At 65.1% G+C, this 22,497-nt stretch carries 22 protein-coding genes; 8 read left to right on the top strand and 14 right to left on the bottom strand.

Annotated features, from left to right (window positions below):
- Nucleotides 1-9: 9 nt before the first annotated feature.
- Genes ACFJI2_RS03210 through ACFJI2_RS03195 form a run of 4 tightly spaced genes read right to left on the bottom strand, consistent with a single transcriptional unit; the run spans nucleotide 10 to nucleotide 4,206 of the window.
- Complete coding sequence (locus ACFJI2_RS03210) at nucleotides 10-2,301, bottom strand: chemotaxis protein CheW (protein WP_377703718.1); 2,292 nt, start codon at nucleotides 2,299-2,301, stop codon at nucleotides 10-12.
- A complete protein-coding gene (locus ACFJI2_RS03205; RefSeq protein ID WP_377703717.1) occupies nucleotides 2,298-2,624 on the bottom strand; it encodes a lipid asymmetry maintenance protein MlaB in 327 nt (108 codons plus the stop codon). The genes ACFJI2_RS03210 and ACFJI2_RS03205 overlap by 4 nt, the downstream gene beginning before the upstream one ends.
- Nucleotides 2,625-2,640: 16 nt before the next feature.
- Nucleotides 2,641-3,009 (bottom strand): response regulator, encoded by a 369-nt coding sequence (locus tag ACFJI2_RS03200; RefSeq protein WP_107877119.1) that lies wholly within the window; start codon nucleotides 3,007-3,009, stop codon nucleotides 2,641-2,643.
- 9 nt (nucleotides 3,010-3,018) lie between these two features.
- Complete coding sequence (locus ACFJI2_RS03195) at nucleotides 3,019-4,206, bottom strand: methyl-accepting chemotaxis protein (RefSeq protein ID WP_377703716.1); 1,188 nt, start codon at nucleotides 4,204-4,206, stop codon at nucleotides 3,019-3,021.
- Nucleotides 4,207-4,392: 186 nt separating this feature from the next.
- Here ACFJI2_RS03195 and ACFJI2_RS03190 point away from each other — a divergent pair, with 186 nt between their 5' ends.
- Nucleotides 4,393-4,911 carry a chemotaxis protein CheD gene (locus ACFJI2_RS03190; RefSeq protein ID WP_377703715.1) on the top strand — a complete coding sequence of 173 codons (519 nt, stop codon included), beginning with the start codon at nucleotides 4,393-4,395 and terminating at the stop codon, nucleotides 4,909-4,911.
- Here ACFJI2_RS03190 and ACFJI2_RS03185 read toward each other — a convergent pair.
- From ACFJI2_RS03185 to ACFJI2_RS03175, 3 genes are all read right to left on the bottom strand, one after another.
- Entirely contained in the window at nucleotides 4,877-5,230 is a 354-nt protein-coding gene (locus ACFJI2_RS03185; protein WP_107877123.1) for a MerR family transcriptional regulator, read from the bottom strand. The two genes, ACFJI2_RS03190 and ACFJI2_RS03185, sit on opposite strands and share 35 nt — an antisense overlap.
- Before the next feature lie 2 nt (nucleotides 5,231-5,232).
- Entirely contained in the window at nucleotides 5,233-6,204 is a 972-nt protein-coding gene (locus tag ACFJI2_RS03180) for a DnaJ C-terminal domain-containing protein (protein ID WP_377703714.1), read from the bottom strand.
- A gap of 99 nt (nucleotides 6,205-6,303) precedes the next feature.
- Nucleotides 6,304-7,002, bottom strand: coding sequence for a beta/gamma crystallin-related protein (locus ACFJI2_RS03175; protein WP_377703713.1), 699 nt, complete (start codon nucleotides 7,000-7,002; stop codon nucleotides 6,304-6,306).
- Between the two features lie 144 nt (nucleotides 7,003-7,146).
- Here ACFJI2_RS03175 and ACFJI2_RS03170 point away from each other — a divergent pair, with 144 nt between their 5' ends.
- Together ACFJI2_RS03170 and ACFJI2_RS03165 are read left to right on the top strand one after the other, a co-directional pair.
- Nucleotides 7,147-8,544, top strand: a complete 1,398-nt coding sequence (locus ACFJI2_RS03170; protein ID WP_377703712.1) for an MATE family efflux transporter — start codon at nucleotides 7,147-7,149, stop codon at nucleotides 8,542-8,544.
- A 115-nt stretch (nucleotides 8,545-8,659) separates the two neighbouring features.
- Complete coding sequence (locus tag ACFJI2_RS03165) at nucleotides 8,660-10,876, top strand: alpha/beta fold hydrolase (RefSeq protein WP_377703711.1); 2,217 nt, start codon at nucleotides 8,660-8,662, stop codon at nucleotides 10,874-10,876.
- Nucleotides 10,877-10,977: 101 nt separating this feature from the next.
- Here the strand turns inward: ACFJI2_RS03165 and ACFJI2_RS03160 are convergent, their stop codons facing one another.
- The 4 genes from ACFJI2_RS03160 to ACFJI2_RS03145 form a co-directional block, all read right to left on the bottom strand.
- Nucleotides 10,978-12,303 (bottom strand): IS4 family transposase, encoded by a 1,326-nt coding sequence (locus ACFJI2_RS03160; RefSeq protein ID WP_377702271.1) that lies wholly within the window; start codon nucleotides 12,301-12,303, stop codon nucleotides 10,978-10,980.
- 114 nt (nucleotides 12,304-12,417) lie between these two features.
- Nucleotides 12,418-12,609, bottom strand: coding sequence for a CsbD family protein (locus ACFJI2_RS03155; RefSeq protein WP_377703710.1), 192 nt, complete (start codon nucleotides 12,607-12,609; stop codon nucleotides 12,418-12,420).
- Nucleotides 12,610-12,705: 96 nt separating this feature from the next.
- Nucleotides 12,706-13,356, bottom strand: coding sequence for a class I SAM-dependent methyltransferase (locus ACFJI2_RS03150; RefSeq protein WP_377703709.1), 651 nt, complete (start codon nucleotides 13,354-13,356; stop codon nucleotides 12,706-12,708).
- 9 nt (nucleotides 13,357-13,365) lie between these two features.
- The gene (locus ACFJI2_RS03145) at nucleotides 13,366-15,384 is read right to left on the bottom strand and encodes a M13 family metallopeptidase (RefSeq protein ID WP_377703708.1); all 2,019 of its coding nucleotides are present in this window, start codon (nucleotides 15,382-15,384) and stop codon (nucleotides 13,366-13,368) included.
- A 233-nt stretch (nucleotides 15,385-15,617) separates the two neighbouring features.
- Between ACFJI2_RS03145 and ACFJI2_RS03140 the strand changes: the two genes are divergently transcribed.
- Both ACFJI2_RS03140 and ACFJI2_RS03135 read left to right on the top strand, forming a co-directional pair.
- Nucleotides 15,618-16,445, top strand: coding sequence for an HDOD domain-containing protein (locus ACFJI2_RS03140; RefSeq protein WP_107877873.1), 828 nt, complete (start codon nucleotides 15,618-15,620; stop codon nucleotides 16,443-16,445).
- Between the two features lie 169 nt (nucleotides 16,446-16,614).
- Complete coding sequence (locus ACFJI2_RS03135) at nucleotides 16,615-16,896, top strand: flagellar protein FliT (protein ID WP_377703707.1); 282 nt, start codon at nucleotides 16,615-16,617, stop codon at nucleotides 16,894-16,896.
- Nucleotides 16,897-17,025: 129 nt separating this feature from the next.
- Here the strand turns inward: ACFJI2_RS03135 and ACFJI2_RS03130 are convergent, their stop codons facing one another.
- Nucleotides 17,026-18,243 (bottom strand): aminotransferase class I/II-fold pyridoxal phosphate-dependent enzyme, encoded by a 1,218-nt coding sequence (locus tag ACFJI2_RS03130; RefSeq protein WP_377703706.1) that lies wholly within the window; start codon nucleotides 18,241-18,243, stop codon nucleotides 17,026-17,028.
- A gap of 206 nt (nucleotides 18,244-18,449) precedes the next feature.
- Nucleotides 18,450-19,751 (bottom strand): hypothetical protein, encoded by a 1,302-nt coding sequence (locus ACFJI2_RS03125; protein WP_377703705.1) that lies wholly within the window; start codon nucleotides 19,749-19,751, stop codon nucleotides 18,450-18,452.
- A gap of 133 nt (nucleotides 19,752-19,884) precedes the next feature.
- On the opposite strand from ACFJI2_RS03125, the gene fumC reads away from it, so the two are divergent.
- From fumC to ACFJI2_RS03110, 3 genes are all read left to right on the top strand, one after another.
- Entirely contained in the window at nucleotides 19,885-21,282 is a 1,398-nt protein-coding gene (gene fumC, locus ACFJI2_RS03120) for a class II fumarate hydratase (RefSeq protein WP_107877881.1), read from the top strand.
- 67 nt (nucleotides 21,283-21,349) lie between these two features.
- A complete protein-coding gene (locus ACFJI2_RS03115; RefSeq protein ID WP_056403114.1) occupies nucleotides 21,350-21,586 on the top strand; it encodes an RNA-binding S4 domain-containing protein in 237 nt (78 codons plus the stop codon).
- A gap of 123 nt (nucleotides 21,587-21,709) precedes the next feature.
- The gene (locus ACFJI2_RS03110; RefSeq protein WP_107877883.1) at nucleotides 21,710-21,994 is read left to right on the top strand and encodes a DUF883 domain-containing protein; all 285 of its coding nucleotides are present in this window, start codon (nucleotides 21,710-21,712) and stop codon (nucleotides 21,992-21,994) included.
- Nucleotides 21,995-22,000: 6 nt separating this feature from the next.
- Here ACFJI2_RS03110 and ACFJI2_RS03105 read toward each other — a convergent pair whose 3' ends face one another.
- A complete protein-coding gene (locus ACFJI2_RS03105; RefSeq protein WP_377703703.1) occupies nucleotides 22,001-22,465 on the bottom strand; it encodes a DoxX family protein in 465 nt (154 codons plus the stop codon).
- Nucleotides 22,466-22,497 lie beyond the last annotated feature (32 nt).

Below are 22,497 nucleotides of genomic sequence, written 5' to 3'. Positions count from 1 at the left end.
CTGAATTTATTATGCCGCGTGGTGCTGCAGATGCGGTTGTAGATGCGGTTGCATTTGATGCTGGCCCGGCTGCCCGGCGCCGCCGACCTGCTGCAGCAGCGCCGCCACGTCCAGGATCAGCGCCACTTCGCCGCTGCCCAGGATGGTGGAACCGCTGATGCAGCGTACGCCGCTGAACACGGGACTGAGCGGCTTGATCACGGTCTGGAATTCGCCCAGCAGGCTGTCCACCACCAGGCCGGCGCGCTGGCCGGCATGCTTGAGCACGACGATGGATTCGCGCCGCCCGGCCGCGCCCTGCACGCCGAACATGTCGCGCAGCCGCACGAAAGGCAGCACCTGGCCGCGCAGGTTGGCGTAGTCGTGCCCCGCCTCGGCCGCGAATTCGATGCATTCCTCTATCGTGTCGAGCGGGATCACATAGGTGGACTTGCCCAGCCCGACCAGGAAGCCGTCGATGATGGCCAGGGTCAGCGGCAGGCGCACGGTGACGATGGTGCCCTTGCCTTCCGCGCTGTCGATGCCGACGCTGCCGCGCAAGGCGTTGATGTTGCGCTTGACCACGTCCATGCCCACGCCGCGCCCGGACAGGTTGGTCACCTGTTCGGCGGTGGAGAAGCCCGGCTCGAAGATCAGCGCGTAGATTTCGCTGTCGGTCAATTTGCGGTCCGCCTCCACCAAGCCGCGCTCGACCGCCTTGGCGAAGATGCGCTCCTTCTTCAAGCCGCCGCCGTCGTCGGAAACTTCGATGACGATGCTGCCCGAGTCGTGGTAGGCGTTCAGCCTGACCGTGCCGCGTTCGGGCTTGCCCGCCGCGCGGCGCTGTTCGGCCGGTTCGATGCCGTGGTCGATGGCGTTGCGCACCAGGTGCATCAGCGGGTCGCCGATTTTCTCCACCACGGTCTTGTCCAGCTCCGCATCCTCGCCGTTGACCACCAGGCCGATGTCCTTGCCCAACTCGCGCGACACGTCGTGCACCACGCGCTGGAAGCGGTTGAAGGTGGCGCCGATTTTCACCATGCGCAGCTGCAGCGCGCTGTCGCGCACCTCCTCCACCAGCGTGGACAGGCGCGAGGTGCTTTCCTGCAGCTCGGCGTTGTGCACGCGGCGCGCGATCAGGTTGGCCGACGCGCCGGCGATGATCAGTTCCCCCACCAGGTTGATCAGGTGGTCCAGCTTGTCCGCGTCCACGCGCACGGTGCGCGCTTCGGCCGGCTTGGCGTCTCCGGCCTGGCCGGCGCTCTTGTTCTGCTGTTGCTTGTGCAGCGCGGCGGCCACCACTTCCGGCTCCACCGTGCCCTGGCCCACCAGGATGGCGCCCAGCGGCGCCGTGGCGGCCTGCGTGTTCGCTTGCCAGCCCGAGGCTTCCTGCTGCTGGTCCAGCGCCGCGGCCAGCTCGCGCGCGGTGACGCTGCCGCAGCGCACCAGGATCTCGCCCAGGCGGCCGGCGCGTTCCGGCAGTTCGCGGATCAGCTGCACGTATTCTTCGATGCGGCTGCGCGGCGGTACGATGCGCAGCGTGCACTCGTCCTGCACGAACTCGAACACCGCTTCGATGGTGGCCTTGTCGGCCGTGCTGTCGAAGGCGATTTCATAGCCCAGGTAGCAGGACTCGGGGTCCATCTGTTCGTTCTCCGGCATCGCGTCCGGCAAGGTGGCGATGGCGGTGATGCGGCCGATCTGGTTCAGGTAGCGCAGGAAGGACAGCGGGTCCATGCCGTTGCGCAGCACGTCCGGGCCGAAGCGCAGCGAGATGTGCCAGTGGTCGCCTTCGGCACCGCTGCCTGCCATGCGCTCCACGCCGCTTTCCTCGGCCGCCACGGCGACCGCCGTGCCGCCGGAGCCGCCGGAGCTGCCAGAGCTGCCAGCGCCGGCGCACGCGGCGCCGTGGGTCTCGCCCAGGTAGGCCGACAGCTGCTGCAGCAGCGGCGCGCCGCGCTGCTCGGTCTCGGCGTCCGGGCCGGTCTGGCCGGCTTCCACTGCGTCCGTCATGCTGCCGATATGGTCGCAGCAGGACAGCATCACGCTGACCAGGTGGCTGTCGGTGTTCACCGTGCCGGCGCGCACCTCATCGAGCACGCTTTCCAGCACGTGGGTGAAGGCGACGATGTGATCGAGGCTGAACAGGCCGGCCGAACCCTTGATGGTGTGGGCGGCGCGGAAGATGGCGTTGACCGCTTCCAGCTGGCCACCGGATGCGGCGGCACCATGGCGCTCCAGCGACAGCAGCGCGTTTTCCATGTCCTCCAGCAGCTCGCGGCTCTCCGCGATGAAGGTTTGCAGCGCGTCGTCGAGGTTCATGCTGCGCTCCCGCTGGCGGTATCCGCCGCCATCAGCAGCGGATCGCCAAACCAGGCGCCCAGGTCCAGCAGCTCGAAGACTTCGAGCACCGCCGGGCTGTGCGACACCAGGCGCACCTGGCGCTGCAGCTGCAGCGCGCTGCGCTTGGCCAGCATCAGCAGCTGCACGCCGGCGGTGTCGATGTCGGTGACGCCGGCCAGGTCCACCTCCAGCACGGGAGAATGGTTGACGGCGGCCAGCAGAGCGTCTTTCAGCTCGGCGGCGCGGTAGATGGTCAGCTCGCCTTCGATAAACAGCAGACCCTGATCGGTATCACCTGGCATGGCGGCTCCCGGTCGCTTACGGCAAGCAGAGTTTTTGCACGGCGCCCAGCAACACTTCCGGCTTGAAGGGCTTGACCACCCAGGCGCGCGCGCCGGCGGCCTGGCCTTCGCGCTTCTTGGCTTCCTGCGATTCCGTGGTCAGCATGATCACCGGGGTGAACTTGTGGCTGGCCTGCTGCTTCAGTTCGCGCACGAAGGTGATGCCGTCCATATTCGGCATGTTCACGTCGCATACGATCAGGTTGATCTTCTTGTCGCCCAGTTTGCTCAGCGCGATCTGGCCGTCGGCCGCTTCAATCACGTCATAGCCCGCGCTTTTCAGCGCAATGCCCACGACCTGCCGCAGCGAAGCCGAATCGTCTACCACCATAATGGTCTTGGCCATATTTACTCCTTAAAAGAACGTGACTTCATCGGCCGGCGCCGGCAGCGCGGCGGGCTTGGCACTGTGGGCGCCGCCGCCCGGGGCGGGCGCGGCCTGCCGGTCCAGCGCGTATTCCTCGGCCATGGCATAGGTTTTCTCCAGCTCGGCCAGCAGGCCGGCCGCGTCCAGCGGCTGCAGCTTGCGGTCCTGCTGGAAGCTGTCGCAATTCTGTTCCAGCGCGCTGCGCAGCAGGTCGATGTTCTGCTTGACGTGGCTCATGATCTGGGTAACGCGGTCCTGGAACTGCAACTGCACCAGCGCCTCGCCCACTTCGTACTGGATGCCGACGCTTTCTTCCTTGAGCAGGTTGCTGGACTGGACCAGCGCGTCCGTCACGCCTCGGAAGCCGCCCAGCACACTGGCGATGGCTTCTTCAGACAGGCGCATCGATTCCTCTTCCAGCGCGCCCGATTGCTGTGCCGCCTGCGTGGTGGCGACGATGGCGCTGCTCACCAGGGCCACCTTTTCGGCGATGCGGCGGCCGGTGTCGGCCGACTGGTTGGACAGCATGCGCACTTCCTTGGCCACCACGGCGAAGCCGCGTCCGCGCTCGCCGGCGCGCGCCGCCTCGATGGCCGCGTTCAGCGCCAGCAGATTGGTTTGCGCGGCGATGCTGGCCACGTCGGCCGCCATCTCCTTCAGCTCGCGCACGAACTGGCCCAGGCCGTTCACCTTGTCCAGCATGGCGGCCTTGCTTTCGGTGGCCGAACGCAGCGAGGCCACCACGCCCTGCAGTTCGCGCTCGCTGTTGGCGAACACCGTCACCAGGCCGTCGCCGCCATCCATGGACGCGGTGGCCACGCTGGAGGCGCCCACCGCCTGGTCCAGGCGCTCGACGATGCCGCCGAAGCGGCCGGCCAGCGCGGCCACGGCTTCGTCCATCTGCGTAATGGAATTTTCGATGTGGCGCGACCAGATCGGCGCCACCGACGCGCCCAGCGCGCGCTGGCCGTCCAGGTACTGGTCCACCGACTGGTGGAAGGTGTGCTGCATGGACTTGAAATACAGGCCGCTGGCGTAGCCGCAGCCCACCAGCAGCAGCACCGTGAGGAATCCGGCCAGGCTGAAGCCGCTGAAGGCCAGCACGGCAAACGCAGCGAGCACCGCCAGCGAAAGCGGAAGGAGCAGACAGGCATGGCTGCGCACGAAATTATTCACTACGGGAGTTCTCCAGGGAATACGCCGCCCGTCCATACGGGTGGAGTCGCCAGCGAACTGTATCCACCAGGGAACTTTTTGTAACCTGTACTTTGGTACAGTGTCACATTCGCCGCAATGCACCAAAGTACAAGTTACGCGCGGCGGCGGCGGCATTACAGTGTCGATATGGCTAGGAATAAGCACATGATCGATGTTTTCCTGCTGCCCGGCGAGTACTTCGTCGGCGGGCCGGAATACCGCATCCGCACCCTGCTCGGGTCATGCGTGTCGATTACCCTTTGGCATCCGGTGCGGCGCATCGGCACCATGTCGCATTTCCTGTTGTCCGCGCGCAACTCGTCAAAGGAAACGGGCTTGAACAGCCGCTATGGAGAAGAGGCGCTGCAGCTGATGCTGGCCGAGCTGCGCGCCATGGGCGTGGACCCGACCGAGTGCCAGGCCAAGATTTTCGGGGGCAGCAAGATGTTCCCCGGGCTGGACGACAGGAAGCCGAGCAATATCGGGCGCCGGAACGGCGAAGTGGCGCTGCGCCTGCTGCGCGCGCACGGCATCCCGGTGGTGTCCGAGAGCCTGTACGGCGTGGGCCACCGCAGCATTATTTTCGATATCAGCAGCGGCAATGTGTGGAGCCGCCAGGCGCAGCCGGAGGAGGAAGCCGGCAAGCCTCTTATGGCGTCCCCGCGCTGTGCAGCCTGGACCTGAGGCGCCGTACTTCCTCGCACAAATCCACCACCAGCGCGGCCAGTTCCTCGTCCGCTTCGAAGTCGCGTTCCACGCGCAGCAGGCTGAGCGCGCGCCGCAGTTCGCCGCTGGCGAAGCGCCACGCCTGCGGCGGCGCCGGCATCGCTGCCCCGGCCGCGTCCACCACGAAGGCGGCGCCTTCGACGTTGCACAGCAGCGCGCCGCTGCTCACGTGGCGCACCACCCAGTCCGGCTCGACGGCGCAGGCGCGCGCCAGCTCTTCCAGCGTCAGCGCCGCCTCGTCCAGCACCTGGCCATAAATGAGGCTGTCGTTTTGCATCGTTATGCTCCCATGCCGGCGCGCGGATTGAAGTGCAGCTCGCGCGCCATGGTTTCGTACAGCTGGCGCGCGCGCTCGGTGTCGGCCGGCGGCAGCACCAGCTCCAGCATCAGGTACAGGTCGCCGCCCGGCGCGCCCGACTGCGCCTGCGCGCGCGACGGCGGGATGCCGCGCCCCTTCAGGCGCAGCTTGCGTCCGCCCTGCGACTTCGGCGGCACCGTCACCGTCACGCGGCCCGAGGGCGTGGGCACGTCGATTTCGGCGCCCAGCGCCGCTTCCCACGGCGCCACCGGCACCGTCTCGTAGACGTCGCGGCCTTCGATGCGGTAGCGCGGGTTGGCGCGGAAACGGATTTCCAGGTACAGGTCGCCGGCCGGCGCGCCGCCGAAGCCCGGGTGGCCCTGGCCGGACAGGCGCAGCTGCTGGCCGGCGGTGATGCCCTGCGGGATGTTCACGTCCAGCGTGCGTTCGCGCGTGACGGTGCGCCCATGCGCGTCCTGCTCCTGCAGGCGGATGCTGACGGTGCGGCTGGCGCCGTGGTAGGCGTCGGCCAGGTCGATTTCCAGCGACGCGTGGCTGTCCTCGCCGCGCTGCTGCGACGGCCGCCCGCGCCGGCCGCGCCCGCCGCCGATGTTGGCGAACAGGTCGGCGAAGAAGTCGCTGTCGAAGCCGCCGGGGCCGTTGCCCATGCCGCCGCCCATGCCGCCCATATCGCCCCAGTCCGGCGGCGGGCGGAATTCCTGCCCGGCGCGGTACTGGCCGCTATTGCCCAGCGCATCGTAGGCGGCGCGTTTTTCCGCGTCGCCCAGCACGCCGTAGGCCTCGTTCAATTCCTTGGTTTTCTTGTCCGCGTCCGCTTCCTTGCTGACGTCCGGATGGTATTTGCGCACCAGCTTGCGGTACGCTTTCTTGATCTCGTCGGCGCTGGCGGTCTTGGGCACGCCGAGCGCCTGATAGTAGTCCTTGTATTCCACGATGGATGGTCTCCAGGCTGCCCTGTCAGGCCCAGATTACAAGGAAACGCGCGCCCGAAGCGCGCGCTTGCTGCCAGCCGAAGCCTGCCAGGGCGAAAATTAGCGGATGCGACGCAGCGACGAAGGCTTGTCGTTCATCGGCCCCAGATTATCATAACGGCCCGGGCCGTACACGGCGCACTGGCCGCCGAAGTTGTCGTGCTCGCACAGCTGCCACTGGCCTTCGTAGATCACCATCGAGCTGGCGCGGTCGTTGAAGTCGACGGCGCGCAGGCTGCGGGCCTCGCCCTGGAAGGACACGCGGCGGCCTTCGAAGCGCGCGTGCTCGAACAGTTCGATCGGGTCGGGACGGCCGTAGCCGCCGCCCTGGCGGTCGTCGCGGCGGTCGCGCCACTCTTCGCGGCGTTCTTCGCGATCATCGCGGCCGTCGCGGTCACGGTCGCGGAAGCCGCCGGCGCCGTAGCCGTTGCCACGGCCGCCGCGCTCGATCTGGCGCAGCGAGGAGATGCTGTTGTTGAAGCGGCGCAAGTCGTTGTGCTCGCCGCGCTCGAATACGGCGCAGTAACCGCCGAAATCCTTGTGCTCGCACACCTCCCAGACGCCCGAATGCACGATCAGGCTGGATGTGCGGTCGTTGAAGCCGGCGTCGCGCAGGTCGCGCGCGCCATCGCGGATGGTCACTTCTTCGCCGCGGAAATTATCGCGCGAATACAGCGTGACCTCGCCGGCCTGGGCGGCGGCGAACTGGCTCAGCAGGGCGGCCGCGAAGGCCAGGGTCTTGAGGGTAGTGCGTGTCATGGTAAATGCTCCGTAATGTTCTTCTCATCCAGCGCTCGATGCTTTCTATCAACGATTTGGCTGGAGCATCAGCCTACACGACTGTGTAACAAATTCCTACTGAACCGGGTAATATCGTTGCTTTAGTCCCAAGATTTCCTCCCCATGCCGACCACCTTCACCCTGTCCAACATCCGCACCGAAGCCGCCGCCCTGTGGAAACTGGCGTGGCCGGTGCTAGTGGGCCAGCTGGCCACGGTGGGCATGGCCGTGGCCGACGTGGCCATGACCGGCCACGCCAGCGCCAGCGAACTGGCGGCCGTGTCGCTGGGCGCGTCGATCTGGTCCATCATCCTGGTCACCGTCAGCGGCACCATGATGGCGATTAACAGCGTGGTGGCGCACGAGGTGGGCGCCGGCGCCTTCGGCACCATCCCGCACTCGGTGCGCCAGGCCTTGTGGAAAGCGCTGGGCGTGGGCGTGGCCGCCGCGCTGCTGGCCAACCTGGCCACCCTGCTGTTCGACCACCTGTACCTGGCGCCCGAGATCAATGCGCGCGCCTCGCTGTTCGTGCACATCATCAGCCTCGGCCTGCCGCCGTTCGCCGCCTACCGCGCGCTGTACGGCTACAGCACCTCCATCAACCAGACCAAGCCGGTGATGGTGATCGCGCTGCTGGGACTGGCCTTCAACGTGGTGGTGAACTGGCTGCTGATCTTCGGCCGCTTCGGCCTGCCCAAGCTGGGCGGCATAGGCTGCGCGGTGGCCACGGCCGGCTGCATGTGGCTGATGCTGGGCGCCATGCTGCTGTGGGTACGCCACGCGCCGGCCTACCGCCAGACCTATCCGTTCACGCACTGGGAATGGCCGCACTGGCCGGAAATCCGCAGCATGCTGCGGCTGGGGCTGCCGATCGGCGTCACCTATTTCGCCGAGGTCAGCGCCTTCGGCGCGGTCAGCCTGCTGGTGGCGCGCTTCGGCGTGGTGGAAGTGTCGGCGCACCAGATTGCGCTGAACTTCGCCTCGCTGGTGTTCATGGTGCCGCTCAGCTTCGGCATCGGGCTGATCACGCGCGTGGGCCAAGCCATGGGCGAAGGCAACCCGGCGCGCGCCCGCTTCGCGTCCTGGGTGGGCGTGTCCATGTCGCTCCTGTTCGCGCTGCTGTCGGCCATTTTCATTGCCTTGTTCCGGCACCAGATCGCCGCCGCCTACACCTCGGACGCGGCGGTGCAGGCGCTGTGCGCCCACCTGCTGCTGTTCGCCGCGCTGTTCCAGCTGTCCGACGCCACCCAGGTGGCCACCTCGTGCGCGATACGCGGCTACAAGGTCACGCGCCAGCCCATGCTGATCCAGCTGCTGGCGTTCTGGGTGTTCGCGCTGCCGCTGGGCTATCTGCTGGGCCTGGCGCCGCAGTGGGCGCAGGGCTTGCCGCTGGCGCCGGCCGCGCCCATGGCCGCCAGCGGCTTCTGGATCGGCCTGGTGCTGGGGCTGACCATTGCCGCCGTGCTGCTGACCGGCTTCCTGAACCGGCTATCGCTGCAGCGCCTGCACACAGCGCAATAGCAGCCAGGTTCCCGCCGCGCGCCGAACGAACCACGGTTTTTCGGCGCGTTTTCCAAATCCCAGTGATGCGCCACTCTGGTATTGTCTTGCCCACGTGAACATTTCGGGATCTTCCATGCGCTTTATTCTTTCCTTCCTCGCACTCGCGGCTGCCATGCCGGCCTACGCTGAACGTTTGACGCTGGACCGCATCTACGGCGACCAGGCCCTGGCCGGCGCCGGCGTGCGCAGCCTCAAGGTGTCGCCCGACGGCGCCCGCGTCACTTTCCTGCGCGGCCGCGACGACAACCAGTACCAGCTGGACCTGTGGGAATTCAACATGAAGGACAAGACCCAGCACCGCCTGGTGGACTCGAAGACCCTGGTGCCGGAAGAAGTGCTGTCGGACGCGGAAAAAGCCAAGCGCGAGCGCGAGCGCACCGCCAGCCTGAAGGGCATCCTGAGCTACAGCTGGTCGCCGGACGGCAAGCAGCTGCTGGTGCCGATTGCCGGCAACCTGTACCTGATCGACACCGCCAAGCCGGACTCGGCGCGCCTGGTGGCTTCGGGCGCCGTGCTGGACCCGAAAATCTCGCCGCAGGGCCGCTATGTGTCCTTCGTGCGCAAGCAGAACCTGTTCGTGATCGACCTGTCCACCGGCAAGGAACGCCAGCTGACCACCGACGGCGGCGGCCTGGTCCACAACGGCGAAGCCGAGTTCATCGCCCAGGAAGAAATGGGCCAGCGCACCGGCTACTACTGGGCGCCGGACGACAGCGCCATCGCCTACAAGCGCTACGACGAGACCCAGGTGCCGGTGGCGCGCCGCTTTGAAATCTACGCCGACCGCACCGACGTGGTCGAGCAGCGCTACCCGGCCGCCGGCGACCCGAACGTGACGGTGCAGCTGAAGATCGTGTCGCCGGTGAGCGGCGACACGCGCGACGTGGACCTGGGCGCCAACCCGGACATCTACCTGGTGCGCGCCGACTGGAGCGCCAACAGCAAGTCCCTGCTGTTCCAGCGCCAGAGCCGCGACCAGAAGACGCTGGAACTGGTGTTGGTGGACGCCGCCACGCTGAAGCAGCGCGTACTGCTGACCGAGAAATCGGACACCTGGACCACCATCCACGACGACCTGCGCTTCCTGAAAAACCGCGACGCCTTCCTCTGGTCGTCCGAGCGCAGCGGCCGCAACCACCTGTACCTGTACAGCCTGGACGGTAAGCTGCTGCACGCCATCAGCAAGGGCGACTGGGGCATCGACAACGTGCTGGCGGTGGACGAAAAGGCCGGCAAGGTCTACATCGCCTCCAACCGCGACGCCGTGGTGGACAAGCAGACCTATGTGCTGGCCCTGGACGGCAGCACGGCCGACAAGCCCAAACGCATCACCCAGGGCGACGGCTGGCACGACGCCTCCTTCTCGCGCAACGGCGAAGTGTTCGTGGACACCTACTCGAATCCCAGCACGCCGCCGCAGGTCAGCATCCGCCGTCCCGATGGCAGCATGGTGGACTGGCTGGAGCACAACGAGCTGAACGACAAGCATCCCTACGCCAGGTTCAAGGCCGACCACCTGCCGACCGAGTTCGGCACCCTGCCCGCGAAAGACGGCCAGACGCTGTACTACTCGCTGATCAAGCCGTACAAGTTCGACGCCAGCAAGCGCTACCCGGTCTACCTGTCCACCTACGGCGGTCCGCACTCGCAGCACGTGTCGCGCAAGTGGGGCAACTATTTCGACCAGTACATGGCGCAGCAAGGCTTCGTCGTATTCCGCCTGGACAACCGCGGCTCCTCGCGCCGCGAGCGCGTGTTCACCGACGCCAACTACAAGCGCCTGGGCACGGTGGAAGTGGAAGACCAGCTGGCCGGCATCGAATGGCTGGGCAAGCAGAGCTTCGTGGACGCCAAGCGCATCGGCGTGTTCGGCTGGAGCTACGGCGGCTTCATGACCTTGCGCCTGCTGTCGCAAGCGTCCGACAAGATCGCCATGGGCGTATCGGTGGCGCCGGTGACCGACTGGCAGCTGTACGACACCCACTACACCGAGCAGTTCATGAGCACGCCGAAGGACAACGCCGAAGGCTACAAGCAGAGCAGCATCTACGCCCACGTGGACGGCCTGAAGTCGCCGCTGCTGCTAATGCACGGCATGGCCGACGACAACGTGCTGTTCACCAACACCACGCGCATGATCGATGCGCTGGTCAAGCGCAACGTCCACTTCGAGCTGATGACCTATCCGGGCGCCAAGCACGGCATCTCCGGCACCACCAGCCAGCGCCACGTGTACGGCAACATCGAAGCCTTCTTCAAGAAAAACCTGAAACCCGACACCATCCAATAAATGGAGCCAGGGTTAATTTTTCCAATAAATGGAGCCAGGGTTAATTTTTCGAGCAACAAATGAGCAATAAAAAAGCCCGCGCAAGCGGTAATGCCGTTCAGTTAAGGGCTTTTCTTTAGTACCCTGGCGGCATATTTCCTTGGTCTGCCCTTGACGGCCCGGTCGAATTTCCGACCGGGCCGTTCCTCATTGAGGAGGGTAACCAACCTTTCCCGCAAATGCTTCATCGATGCCGGCAGCTTGCCGTAAGAGCGCGTGACGCCGGCCCAGTGCAATTCGAACTGGATGAGGTGGAATGCCCTGATGAAGCTCACCTCCGATGGCTCGCACTTGGCGACTAGTGCCGCCTTGGCGATTTCCAGTCGAATCAGATTGTATGCAGTCAGCGTGCCCCATATTTCCTGATACACGCCTTCGACCGTCTTTGATCGCAAGGTGAACGCCGTGCCCAGCATGGTCTGTTTGAGCTCGCGGTAACTGGTTTCGATGCCCCAGCGTCGTTCATAGCAGGCCGCCATGTCGGCAGCGCGATAGCGCCGACGGTCGCGTAGCGAAGTAAGCAGGATCCTTTTGCGCGCCTGTTGGTCAACCACTGTGATGGCGCGCGCTTCCCAGAACTCCGGCAATGCCGGACACTTGACGCGCGCTTGTGGTGATACCCGCATGCGCACGATGGCGTCGTGCTCCTCGCCCTCGATCACCTCCCACTTGGTGTTGGATTTGGCGGGGATGAGGAAATGGCGGTTCTCGGCCCCGGTCGTCACAGCGCACAGAATTTCGGCCGCCAGAAAGCCCTTGTCAAATATGGTGAGCGAATCAGCCGGAATATGGGGTACCAGCTCTTTAGCATAGACCATCTCGTTGCTTGCGTAAGGCCCAAACGCGGCGTTGCGAATCAAGTGGGTGGGGAGCGCGGTCAGCGTTACGCCGCGTACTTGCGGATAGCCGGCCACAGTGTCGCCGGCGTAATTTTGCGCACCGAAATGGACCCTGTTATCCGCTGTGTCGTGGGTGCGCAAGGTCGTGCCGTCCATAGCGAACAACTGGAGCCCCTTGAATACATAGGCCCGGCGATCTTGCTCGCACCAGGCTTGCGCCGAGCGCTCGAACAACCATTGCAGTGGCTCGGCCCCGAGGCGCTGACGCGCCTGGGCCGCCGCACTTTTACTCACAAAAGGCGCTTGCGCGTCCGGCAATGCCAAGCCCAAGTCGTCAAGTACCTCGCCTATGGATTTGTGCCGGTACAGCGCCAGAGCGATGATCAACCACACCACTTGCTCGGCTGGCAACCGACGCTGGCGGATGCTCACCGCGTGTGTGCAGACAACCGCTTCTTCGATCCAATCATAGGGTAAATGCTGCCCAAGCCGCCGCCAATCGGGGCACTCTAAACCATCGGCGAGGAAATGAACGGCGTCATCTAGCATTGCGACGCAGGTTAACAGCGATTTGCAATGTTTACAACCACAAAATAAAAATGCCGCTCAGTCTTAACTGAACGGCATTACGCGCAAGCGGGCTTTTTACATGGGCAGGCGCGCTTAGCGGTTGCCGCGGTCGATGGCGTCTTTCACTGCTTCCTTGGCGTCGCCGACGCCCTTCTGCACTTTGCCTTCGGATTGCTTGGCCAGGCCCTTGGCCTGCTGTTCCGAGCTGCCTACCAGCTTGCCAGCTTCTTCCTGAACTTTACCGGCGATGTCTTTCGCTTTACCTTTGACTTGGTCCTTGTTCATGATGCTCTCCTTGGTTGGTTAGGCTCACACGCAGATGCGGTGTGCTGGAGTGCATCGTATCCCGCAGGAACGAACGCCTCTGTACGCTCGCGCACATTAGCTGGACATTGGCTTGCGCCACAGGCTGGCCAGCCAGGGCTGCTCCTCGCGCGGCAAGCCCGGCGGACGATAGTAATGGCCGAGCGCCTCGAAACCGGCAGCCGTCACGTAGCGCTCCCACGTTTCGTAGTCGTAATAGCTGCCATAGCGCGGACCGTTCCAGCCCTCGCGGTTGTCGCCGCGCGGGTTGGAACTGAACAGGACGCCGCCCGGCTTGAGCGCGCCGTGCAGGCGCAGCAGCACATCCGGCAAGGCGGCGCTGGGCACGTGGAACAGGGAGGCGTTGGCGAAGATGCCGTCGAACTCGGCGGCGGGCAGGTCGAGCTGCACGAAGTCCTGCCGCCACACTTCGCAGCCGCTCCATTCGCGCGCCATGCGCACGAACTCGGCCGAGCCGTCGAGCCCGACGGCACTGTGGCCCAGTTCGCTGAAAGTCTTCAGGTCGCGCCCCGGCCCGCAGCCCAGGTCCAGGATGCGGTAGGGAGCGCTGGACCGGATCGCGCCCAGCAGCGCCGACACGTTCTGGCTCACGTCGTGGTCGCGCGTGCCCTCGAAGAACTGCTGCGCACTGCGTTCGTAGTGCTGCAGCGTGGCCTGCGTGATTTGCGTGAGCTGAGCGAGCTTGTCGATGTCGTTGTCCGGTTCCATTCCCCTACTTTACCAGACGCGCACGCGCTCCTGCGGCGCCAGGTAAAGCTGCTGGCCGGGCTGCACGTTGAAGGCCTTGTACCACGCGTCCAGGTTGCGCACGGTGTAAGTGCGCCACTTGGCCGGGGCGTGGCCGTCCGTCATCACCTGGCGGCGCAGCGACGGTTCGCGCGCCTGGCTGCGCCAGCTTTGCGCGTAGCCCATGAAGAAGTCGCGGTCGCTGCCTTGCGGATTGGCGGCCTTGAAAGCGTCGTAGGAGGCGGCCAGGCCGGCCAGGTCGGACAGGTTCTCGCTCAGGGTCAGCTGGCCGTTGATGGCCAGGTCGGCGAACGGCTTGTAGCCGGAGTACTGCGCCACCAGCGCGTTGGACGCAGTCTTGAAGTGGGCCGCGTCGGCCGGCGTCCACCAGTCGCGCAGGCGGCCCTTCGAATCGAACTGCGAGCCGGAATCGTCGAAACTGTGGCTGATTTCGTGGCCGATGATGGCGCCGATGGCGCCGTAGTTCAGCGCGTCCGGCCCTTTCGGGTCGAAGAACGGCGGCTGGAGGATGGCGGCCGGGAAGTTCAGCGCGTTCTGCATCGGCATGTTGACGGCGTTCACCAGCTGCGGCGGCATGCACCATTCCTTGCTGTCCACCGGCTGGTGCAGCTTGGCCAGTTGCTGGGCGTAATGCAGTTTGGACGCGCGCTCGGCGTTGCCGTAGGCGTCGTCGGCCTTTACGGCCAGGTGCGCGTAGGAGGTGAACTTGTCGGTATAGCCGACGCCAACATACAGCGCGTCCAGCTTGGCGTGCGCTTCCTTGCGCGTTTCCGGCGCCATCCAGTCCAGGCGGTCGATGCGGCCGTGGAAGGCGCGCACGATGTTGGCCACCATCTGCTGCAGCTTGGCCTTGGATTCGGGCGGGAAGTATTTGGCCACGTACATTTTGCCGACCGCGTCCGGCATGCCGCCGTTGACGGCGTCCAGGGCACGCTTCCAGCGCACCGGCATCTGCGGCGCGCCGCCCAAGGTACGGCCATAGAAGTCGAACGACTGTTCGGTGAAGGCTTGCGGCAGGTGGCCGGCGTTGGTGTTGATGGTGTGGAAGGCGAGGAAGTCCTTCCACGCGTCCAGCGAGCATTCTTTCAGCAGCGCGGCGACGCCCACCACCGCGCTCGGATGCCACAGCATGAATTGCTGCTGCTTGCCCAGTCCTGCAGTGTGGAAGAACAGCTTCCAGTCCATGCCCGGCGCTTTTTTGGCAAAGTCGGCCGCGCTCCAGGTGTTGTTGGCCTTGAGCACGTCGGCCGAGTCTTCGCGGCTGGCGTGGGTCAGCGCCAGTTTGCGCTCCAGTTCGTAGACGCGCGCGGCGCGGGTTTCGGGGTCGCTATAGCCGGCCAGCTTGAACATGGCGGCGATGTGGGCTTGGTAGGCGGTGCGCAGCTTGTGCATGCGCTCGTTGTCTTCCAGGTAGTAGACGCGGTCCGGCAGGCCCAGGCCGCCTTGCAGCAGATAGGGCATGTTGCGCTTGGGATCGTTCAGGCCCTGGGCGACCCACAGGCCGAAGATGTTCTCGGTATGGAATTCGGTGGCGTTCAGCGGATCGACGTCGGCGCGCACGGTGGCGGCCAGCGCGCGGGTCAGCTCGGTCTTGTCCTTGATGGCGGCGATTTTCTTCAGCGCCGGCTGCATCGGCTCGATGCCTTTGGCGTCGATGGTGGCCTCATCCATGAAGGCGCGGTAGTAGTCGCTCACTTTCTGCGCCTCGGCGCCGGCGTGCTGATCGCCCGGCACCGCCTCGATCAGCTTGATGATGCGCTGGTTGGTTTCCTCTGCCAATTGCGCCATAGCGCTCCAGCTGCCCCGGTCGGCCGGGATCTGGGTGGCTTTCAGCCAGTCGGCGTTGGCGTAGCTGAAGAAATCATCGCCGGGCTGCACGGCGGCCGCGCTGGCAGCGGGCACCTCGGCCTGGGCGGCGTATGAAGGAGCAATTGCCTGCAGGGCGGCGGCCAGTGCGAAACTGAGTGCGGTCTTGATGGGTACGTGCATGTCGTGTTCCTGTTGTTGTGTTTTGGCTGGCGTGGTACGCCAAGATCCACTCTACGCAAGCGCATGGCGCGACGCGAGCGCCGTGCGACAGACTGCAATTTTCGGGGATGCGCTGCAGAATACAGGGAATGCTGTGCGTCTACGCTACGCGCGGAGCAAAAAGGCCACAACGTGACGGAGAATCGCTATATAGTTCACCTACAGCAACGCACATAAAACAAGGAGAGCCCCCTATGAAACTCGAAGCACTTTTCCAGAACCCGACTGCGTTGCCCACGGCTCCCAAAGTTGTTGAAGAATTGATCAGCAGCTTCGACAAGGCCAGCGTTTCCACCGAAGAAATCGCCAAGAAACTGTCCGCTGACCCGGTACTGAGCGCAAAACTGCTGCGCCTGGCCAACTCCGCTTATTACCACGTCTCGCGCAGCATCGGCACCGTCGAAGACGCCGTGCTGATGCTGGGCTTCGTCACCGTGCGCACGCTGGTGATCAGCTCGGGCCTGGTGAGCGGTTTCAAGACCGTGCCCGGGTTGGACCTGAAACAATTCTGGCGCTACAGCCTGTACACCGCCTGCTCGGCCAAGTGGATTGCAAAAAAGACCAAGGAAAACACCGACCTCGCCTTCACGATCGGCATGATGCACGCGATCGGCCAGCTGGTGATGCACGCCGCCATGCCGGAGCAAGCCATGCAGCTGGACAAAGTGGCCGGCCCTCTGGATTCGCGCCGCCTGGACGCCGAGCAAGCCTCGCTGGCCTACAACTTCGCCGACGTGGGCGCGGAACTGGCCAAGCGCTGGAAGTTCCCGGAAACCTTCTCCGAAACCATCATGGCCTTCCCCGACCCGATGAACCACGAACACGGCACCCGCCTGGCCGGCGTGATCCACCTGGCGGCGTGGCGCGCACGCGTGGAAGAGAACAAGCTGACGGACGAGGAAATCGAAGCCTGCTACCCGACCGAGATCGCGGAAGAACTGGGCCTGGAGCCGAATGCGCTGATCGACGACATGCCGCCGCCTAGCGAGCTGAGCGCCGGTCTGGAAGAACTGGTCAAGTAATCCGCCCTGCCCCGTGCCGGCCGGCGCCGCCTTTCCAGGCCGCGCCGGCCTTGTCTTTTTGGCCACATCAAAATATTTTCAAATTATTTTAAGAAAACCCTAAAGTTCCCGAAACGCATGACGTTAATCCAGACAAGCAGTAATCCATTTTTACTTTTCAGGATGCGCCATGACCTCCACCGAAGTGCTCGCCATGTACGAAAATGTTGCCAGCCTGACCAGTAATATGGTGATGGCGGCGCGCGCAAGCGACTGGGAGAGCCTGGGCCGCCTGGAAAACCAGACCGCCGCAACCACCGCCACCGTGGCAGCCGGCGCGACTGTCGCCACGCTGGACGGCGCCGCCCGCCAGCGCAAAATCGACCTGCTGAAGCAAATCCTGGCCAACGACCGCGCCATCCGCGACGTGACCGAGCCCTGGCTGAACCGCACTCCCGGCATGGCCCAATAAGCCATCCCGCCCCAACGAAAAAAGCGCCGCACGGCGCTTTTTTGTTGCCCGAAAAATCGAGCCAGGCTCCATTTTCAGGGCAATATTTCCCGAAAAATCGAGCCTGGCTCCATTTTGGGGAAATATTTCTTACCTGCCAATCGCTACGCGCAGGGACAGGGCGATGCCTTGGGCGGCTTGGCGGATTTCGTCCAGCGAGGGGAAGCTGGGGGCGATGCGGATGTGGCTGTCATCGGGGTCGTTGCCGTAGGGGTAGGCGGCGCCGGCCGGGGTCAGTGTGATGCCGGCTTCTTTTGCTAGCGCGATGGTGCGCTTGGCGGCGCCCGTCGGGGTGACCAGGTCGATGAAGTAGCCGCCTTTCGGACGGGTCCAGCTCACGCCTTCCACCTGGCCGAGGTATTCCTCGAACTGCGCCAGCACGGTGTCGAACTTGGGCTTGAGCAGCGCGCGGTGCTGTTCCATCAGTGCTTCGACGGTGGCTTTGTCTTTCAGGAAGCGCACGTGGCGCAGCTGGTTGACCTTGTCCGGGCCGATGCTGCGGATGCCGGCGTGCTTGGTCCACCAGGCGATGTTGGCCGGCGAGGCGGCCAGCGCGGCGACGCCGGAGCCGGCCCAGCTGACCTTGGAGCTGGAGGCGAACACGAAGGCGCGGTCCGGGTTGCCGGCCTTGGCGCACTCGTCCAGGATGTTGGCCATGCCGATTTTCTCGTCGCCCAGGTGGTGGAAGCGGTAGGCGTCGTCCCACATCAGGCGGAAGTCGGGGGCGGCGGTTTTCATGGCGGCCAGGCGGCGCACCGTGTCGTCCGAGTAGACCACGCCGCCCGGGTTGCTGTACTTGGGCACGCACCACATGCCTTTGATGCTGGCGTCTTCGGCCACCAGGCGCTCGACCAGGTCCATGTCCAGGCCGTCTTCAGTCATCGGCACGTTGATCATCTTGATGCCGCGCTGTTCGCAGATGGCGAAGTGGCGGTCGTAGCCGGGCACCGGGCACAGGAAGGTGACGGGCTGGGCGCTCATCCACGGCGCGTGGCCGGGCACGCCCAGCAGCAGGCTGTAGACGATGACGTCGTGCATCAGCGACAGGCTGGCGCTGCTGTCGACCACCACCTGGGCGGCGGGCACGTCCAGCAGTTCGCCGAACAGGGCGCGCGCTTCTGGCAGGCCGACGCCGCCGCCGTAGTTGCGGGTGTCGGTGCCGTCTTTGGCGGCGTAGCCGTCCAGCGCAGCCATCAGCGAGTTAGACAGGTCCAGCTGTTCGGGCGCGGGTTTGCCGCGCGACATGTCGAGTTTCAGGCCGAGTTGCTTGAATGCGTCGTATTGCGACTGGGTAGATGCGGTGCTCATGATGCCTTTCCTTTGATTGAAAGCGGGTGCGCAGTGCGCGGGCACCACCCAGCGCTTGTCGCCAGGCGGGCCGCTGGCGGTGCTGGGTCAGGAGAGGGGTAAGGCTTGGCGGCCAGGTCGTTCACGGCGCCGGAGGGCTTGCTGAAGTAGCGAATGAGTATATCGCGTTTTTTGCCGCGCTGCCGGGGCCGACGCCGCAATGGCGCTTATTCCTTTTCAGGTATAGCTTCTTCGGCGGTGGCCGGGGTATCCGGCTCGGCGGGTTTCTTGTCCTTGCGCCAGCCCTGCCAGACCTTCAGCGGGGCGGTGGAGAATTTGATCTTCTTGCGGCGGATCAGGTAGGCGGCCAGGCCGCCAAGCAGCGCCAGCAGCAAAATGCCGCCGGTCACCATGGCGGTGCTGTTGATGCCGCCGGGCTCGCGCTTTTTCTTGCCGTTGGCCTTGGGCGGGGCGGATGGCGGGATGACCGTGCCTGCCTTGTTGGCCGCTTCGGTCTCGCCGGCAGCCGGCGCGCCGCTGGCGGCACTGGCAGCAGCGGACGTGGCAGCTCCGGCACCGGACGGCGGCGGGAGCGCAGCCGCGCCCACAGGCAACGCGGCGCCTGCAGCCGGGCCACTCTGCCCCAGCGCAGCTTGCAGTTGCTTGACCTTGCCTTCCAGGTCCACCAGCTTGGTTTTCAGCTCGGCATTGGTCTGGTCCAGCGCCATGCATTGCTGCGCTTCGCTGTCGGACTGGCCGGGCGCGCACACGGCAGCCTTAGCGGCGCCCGGCCTGCCCTTGGCGACGCGCGGCTCGGGGGCGAGCTTGATGGGCACGGGGGCCGGTCCCGGCTTGGTCTCGCCAGCCTCGGTGGCGGCGCGCGCAGCGGACGCGGCAGGGCCTGCCGATGCCGTCCCGCCGGCTGGATCGCGCAAGGAGTCGCGGGCAGCATTGGCGGCGGCGCGCATTCTTGCAGCGCGCATTGCCGCTGCACGGTTGGCGGCCGCCTGCGCTTCCTGTGCCGCACGGTCTGCGGCGGAAAGCGGAGCGGGTAAGCCCAAGTCCACGCCGGCGTCCGCCGGCGCTGCGGCTGGCGCGCGCGCGGGCGCCGCCGGCTGGGCCGGTTCCGGCGTCAGCCACAGCGTTGCCGAGCGCACGCTGGCGCGGCTGCCCGCCCCCAGTTCAAAATACAGGTGCACCAGCTCTGCATCCACCGGCTGGAAGGTGGTCAGGTGCAAAAATTGCCGGTTGTCGCGCTTGACCACCGACATGCGCAGCGAGGACAGCGCCGGATGCATGCGCACGTTGGCGCCCTGGTAGACATTCGGCCCGGCCAGCTTGACCTGCACGCCAGCCTGGTCCTCCGGCGTCAGCATCACCAGCTCGATGTCGGCCGACAGCTGCTGCCCGATGTGCGAGCGCACCACCACATCCCCCAGTTCCGCCGCCAGAACGGTGGCCGAAAGGCAGGCCGCCAGCACGAGGCCGCCGGCATGGAGGGCAAGAAAACGGTAAGGGCTATGCTGCATGTAGTCGGGTCGCCTGGCTGCGAATTTCTAAAGTGTAACAGTCTTAACGGCTGGAATTCCCGGTTTTGAAGTCCTGCGCCGGAAATTGGACTCTGCGCTACACTAATTGCATATTCCACCACGAGAGGCATCCATGAGCACCCGTTCCGAGCGCGACAGTTTTGGCCCGATTGACGTCCCCGCAAACCAGTTATGGGGCGCGCAAACCCAGCGCTCGCTGGAACACTTCGCCATCTCCACCGAACGCATGCCGCCCGAACTGATCAACGCGCTGGCCAACGTCAAGCGCGCGGCCGCCCGCGTGAACTTCGACCTGGGCCTGCTCGATGAAGCGAAGGCCTCCGCCATCACGCAGGCGGCCGACGAAGTGTTGGCTGGCAAGCATCCGACCGAGTTCCCGCTGGCCGTATGGCAGACCGGCTCCGGCACCCAGTCCAATATGAATATGAACGAGGTGCTGGCCAACCGGGGCTCGGAGATCCTGGGCGGCGAACGCGGCGAAAAACGCCTGCTGCATCCGAACGACCATGTGAACATGGGCCAGTCGTCCAACGACATCTTCCCCACCGCCATCCACGTGGCCGCGGCCAACGCCATCGCCCACACCGTGCTGCCGGCGCTGCGCGACCTGCGCGCCACGCTGGACGCCAAGGCCAAGGCCTTCGCCGGCATCGTCAAGATCGGCCGCACCCATCTGCAGGACGCCACGCCGCTGACGCTGGGCCAGGAATTCTCGGGCTACGTGGCGCAGCTGGACTATGCCGACCTGATGATCACCGCCGCCCTGCCCCCGCTGCTGGAGCTGGCCGCCGGCGGCACCGCCGTGGGCACCGGCCTGAACGCGCATCCGGAATACGCCACCCGCATCGCCGCCGAACTGGCGGACCGCTTGCAGCTGCCCTTCCAGACCGCCGACAACAAGTTCGCCGCGCTGGCCGCGCACGACGCGCTGGTGGCCGCGCACGGCGCCCTGAAAACCCTGGCCACCGCGCTGATGAAGATTGCCAACGATGTGCGCTGGATGGCGTCCGGCCCGCGCTCGGGCCTGGGCGAAATCACCATCCCGGAAAACGAGCCGGGCAGCTCCATCATGCCGGGCAAGGTCAACCCTACCCAGTGCGAAGCCGTTACCATGCTGTGCTGCCAGGTGTTCGGCAACGACGTCGCCATCACGGTCGGCGGCGCGTCCGGGAACTTCGAGCTGAACGTCTACAAGCCGCTGATCGCGCACAACTTCCTGCAAAGCGCGCGCCTGCTGGGCGACGGCATGCGCAGCTTCGACCACCATTGCGCGCAAGGCATCGAGCCTAACCTGGGCCGCATCAGCGAGCTGATGGAACGGTCGCTGATGCTGGTCACTGCGCTGGCGCCGCATATAGGCTATGATCGCGCCGCGCAAATCGCCAAGAAGGCGCAGCATGAAGGCACGACCTTGAAGGAAGCGGCGCTGGCATTGGGTTTTGTCAGCGCGGAACAGTTCGATCAGTGGATCGTGCCGCTGGAGATGACGCAGCCCAACGCCAAGGGATAAGCTTGTGCGCTTCGGGTGAATTTTTTGATAACTGAACAACACGTCATCGCGACAAAGGATAAAATAAATGCAAAAGGTTAGTTTTGAACTGACGTCGGAATTCATCGAACTGAACCAGCTGTTGAAGAACGTGGGCCTGTGCGACAGCGGCGGCGCCGGCAAGGTGCTGGTGGCCAGCGGCCAGGTGAAAGTCGACGGCAAACAGGAATTGCGCAAGACCTGCAAGATACGTGCGGGTCAGCAAGTCAGCGTAGGCGATGTGCGCATCAGCGTGGAAGGCGACAGCGGCGCCGACGGCGCTTGAGCAAGGCAGGAACCGTTATGCAATAGTTCTTGCATCTGAGCAATCCATTGCTAAGCTGATGGTGGAGCGGGCAGAGTCCGTTCCATGCAATGATTTTGCTCAACTAGCAGGAGGGGGATCGCCATGGACGGCCCTGAACACAAGCTGCGAACCCAGGAGCGCCTGATCGGCGATTTGCGGCAAGTGATAGAAAATGCGGAAGAACTCCTGAAAAACACCGACCAGCACACCAGCGCGCTGTACCAGAGCGCGCGAGCCAAGCTCACCCAGGCGCTGCAGGCCGCCACCGAAGAGCTGGCGCGATTTGAAGACGCACAGCTGGCGCGCATGATCGCCGCCACCCACGCTGCCAACCTGCAGTTCCACGACCGCACTGGCGAAGCCAAGCTGATGCGCGCGTTCCGTTAATCTCCTTTAAACCAGCCGCTTGCTCCCGATCAGCGCATCGAGCGAAAAGCGGCCAGGACCGAACACCGTGACCACCAGCAGCATCGCGCCCCAGTAGAAGTGGTCGTTGATGGCCGCCGGGCATTCAAAGCTGAACAGCTGCGGGTAGGAAATCACCGCCATGGCGTTGACGAAGAACAGCGCCAGCGCGGCCGGGCGCGAAAACAATCCCACGAACAGCAGCAGCGGCAGCACCAGCTCGCCTCCCGCGCCGAGGTAGGCGGCCAGGTCGGGCGGCAGCAGCGGCACCTTGTATTCGTCGTGGAACAGCGCCAGCGTGGCGCTCCAGTCATTCAGCTTGGCCATGCCGGCTTTCAGGAATTGCCAGCCGACGTAGAGGCGGATCGCCAGGCTGAGCAGGGAGCCGCCCCACTCGCTCAGCGCGGCGTCGTGGCGGGTGGACAGGCGATGCAATGCAGACAGGTTCTTCATGTCGGTCTCTCGGTTCAGGTTGTGGGGCAGCC

Origin of the sequence: Pseudoduganella sp. UC29_71 (assembly GCF_042693265.1) — a bacterium.
In the GTDB taxonomy this organism is placed as follows: domain Bacteria; phylum Pseudomonadota; class Gammaproteobacteria; order Burkholderiales; family Burkholderiaceae_D; genus Rugamonas.
This window is presented reverse-complemented; position numbering and strand designations above follow the sequence as displayed.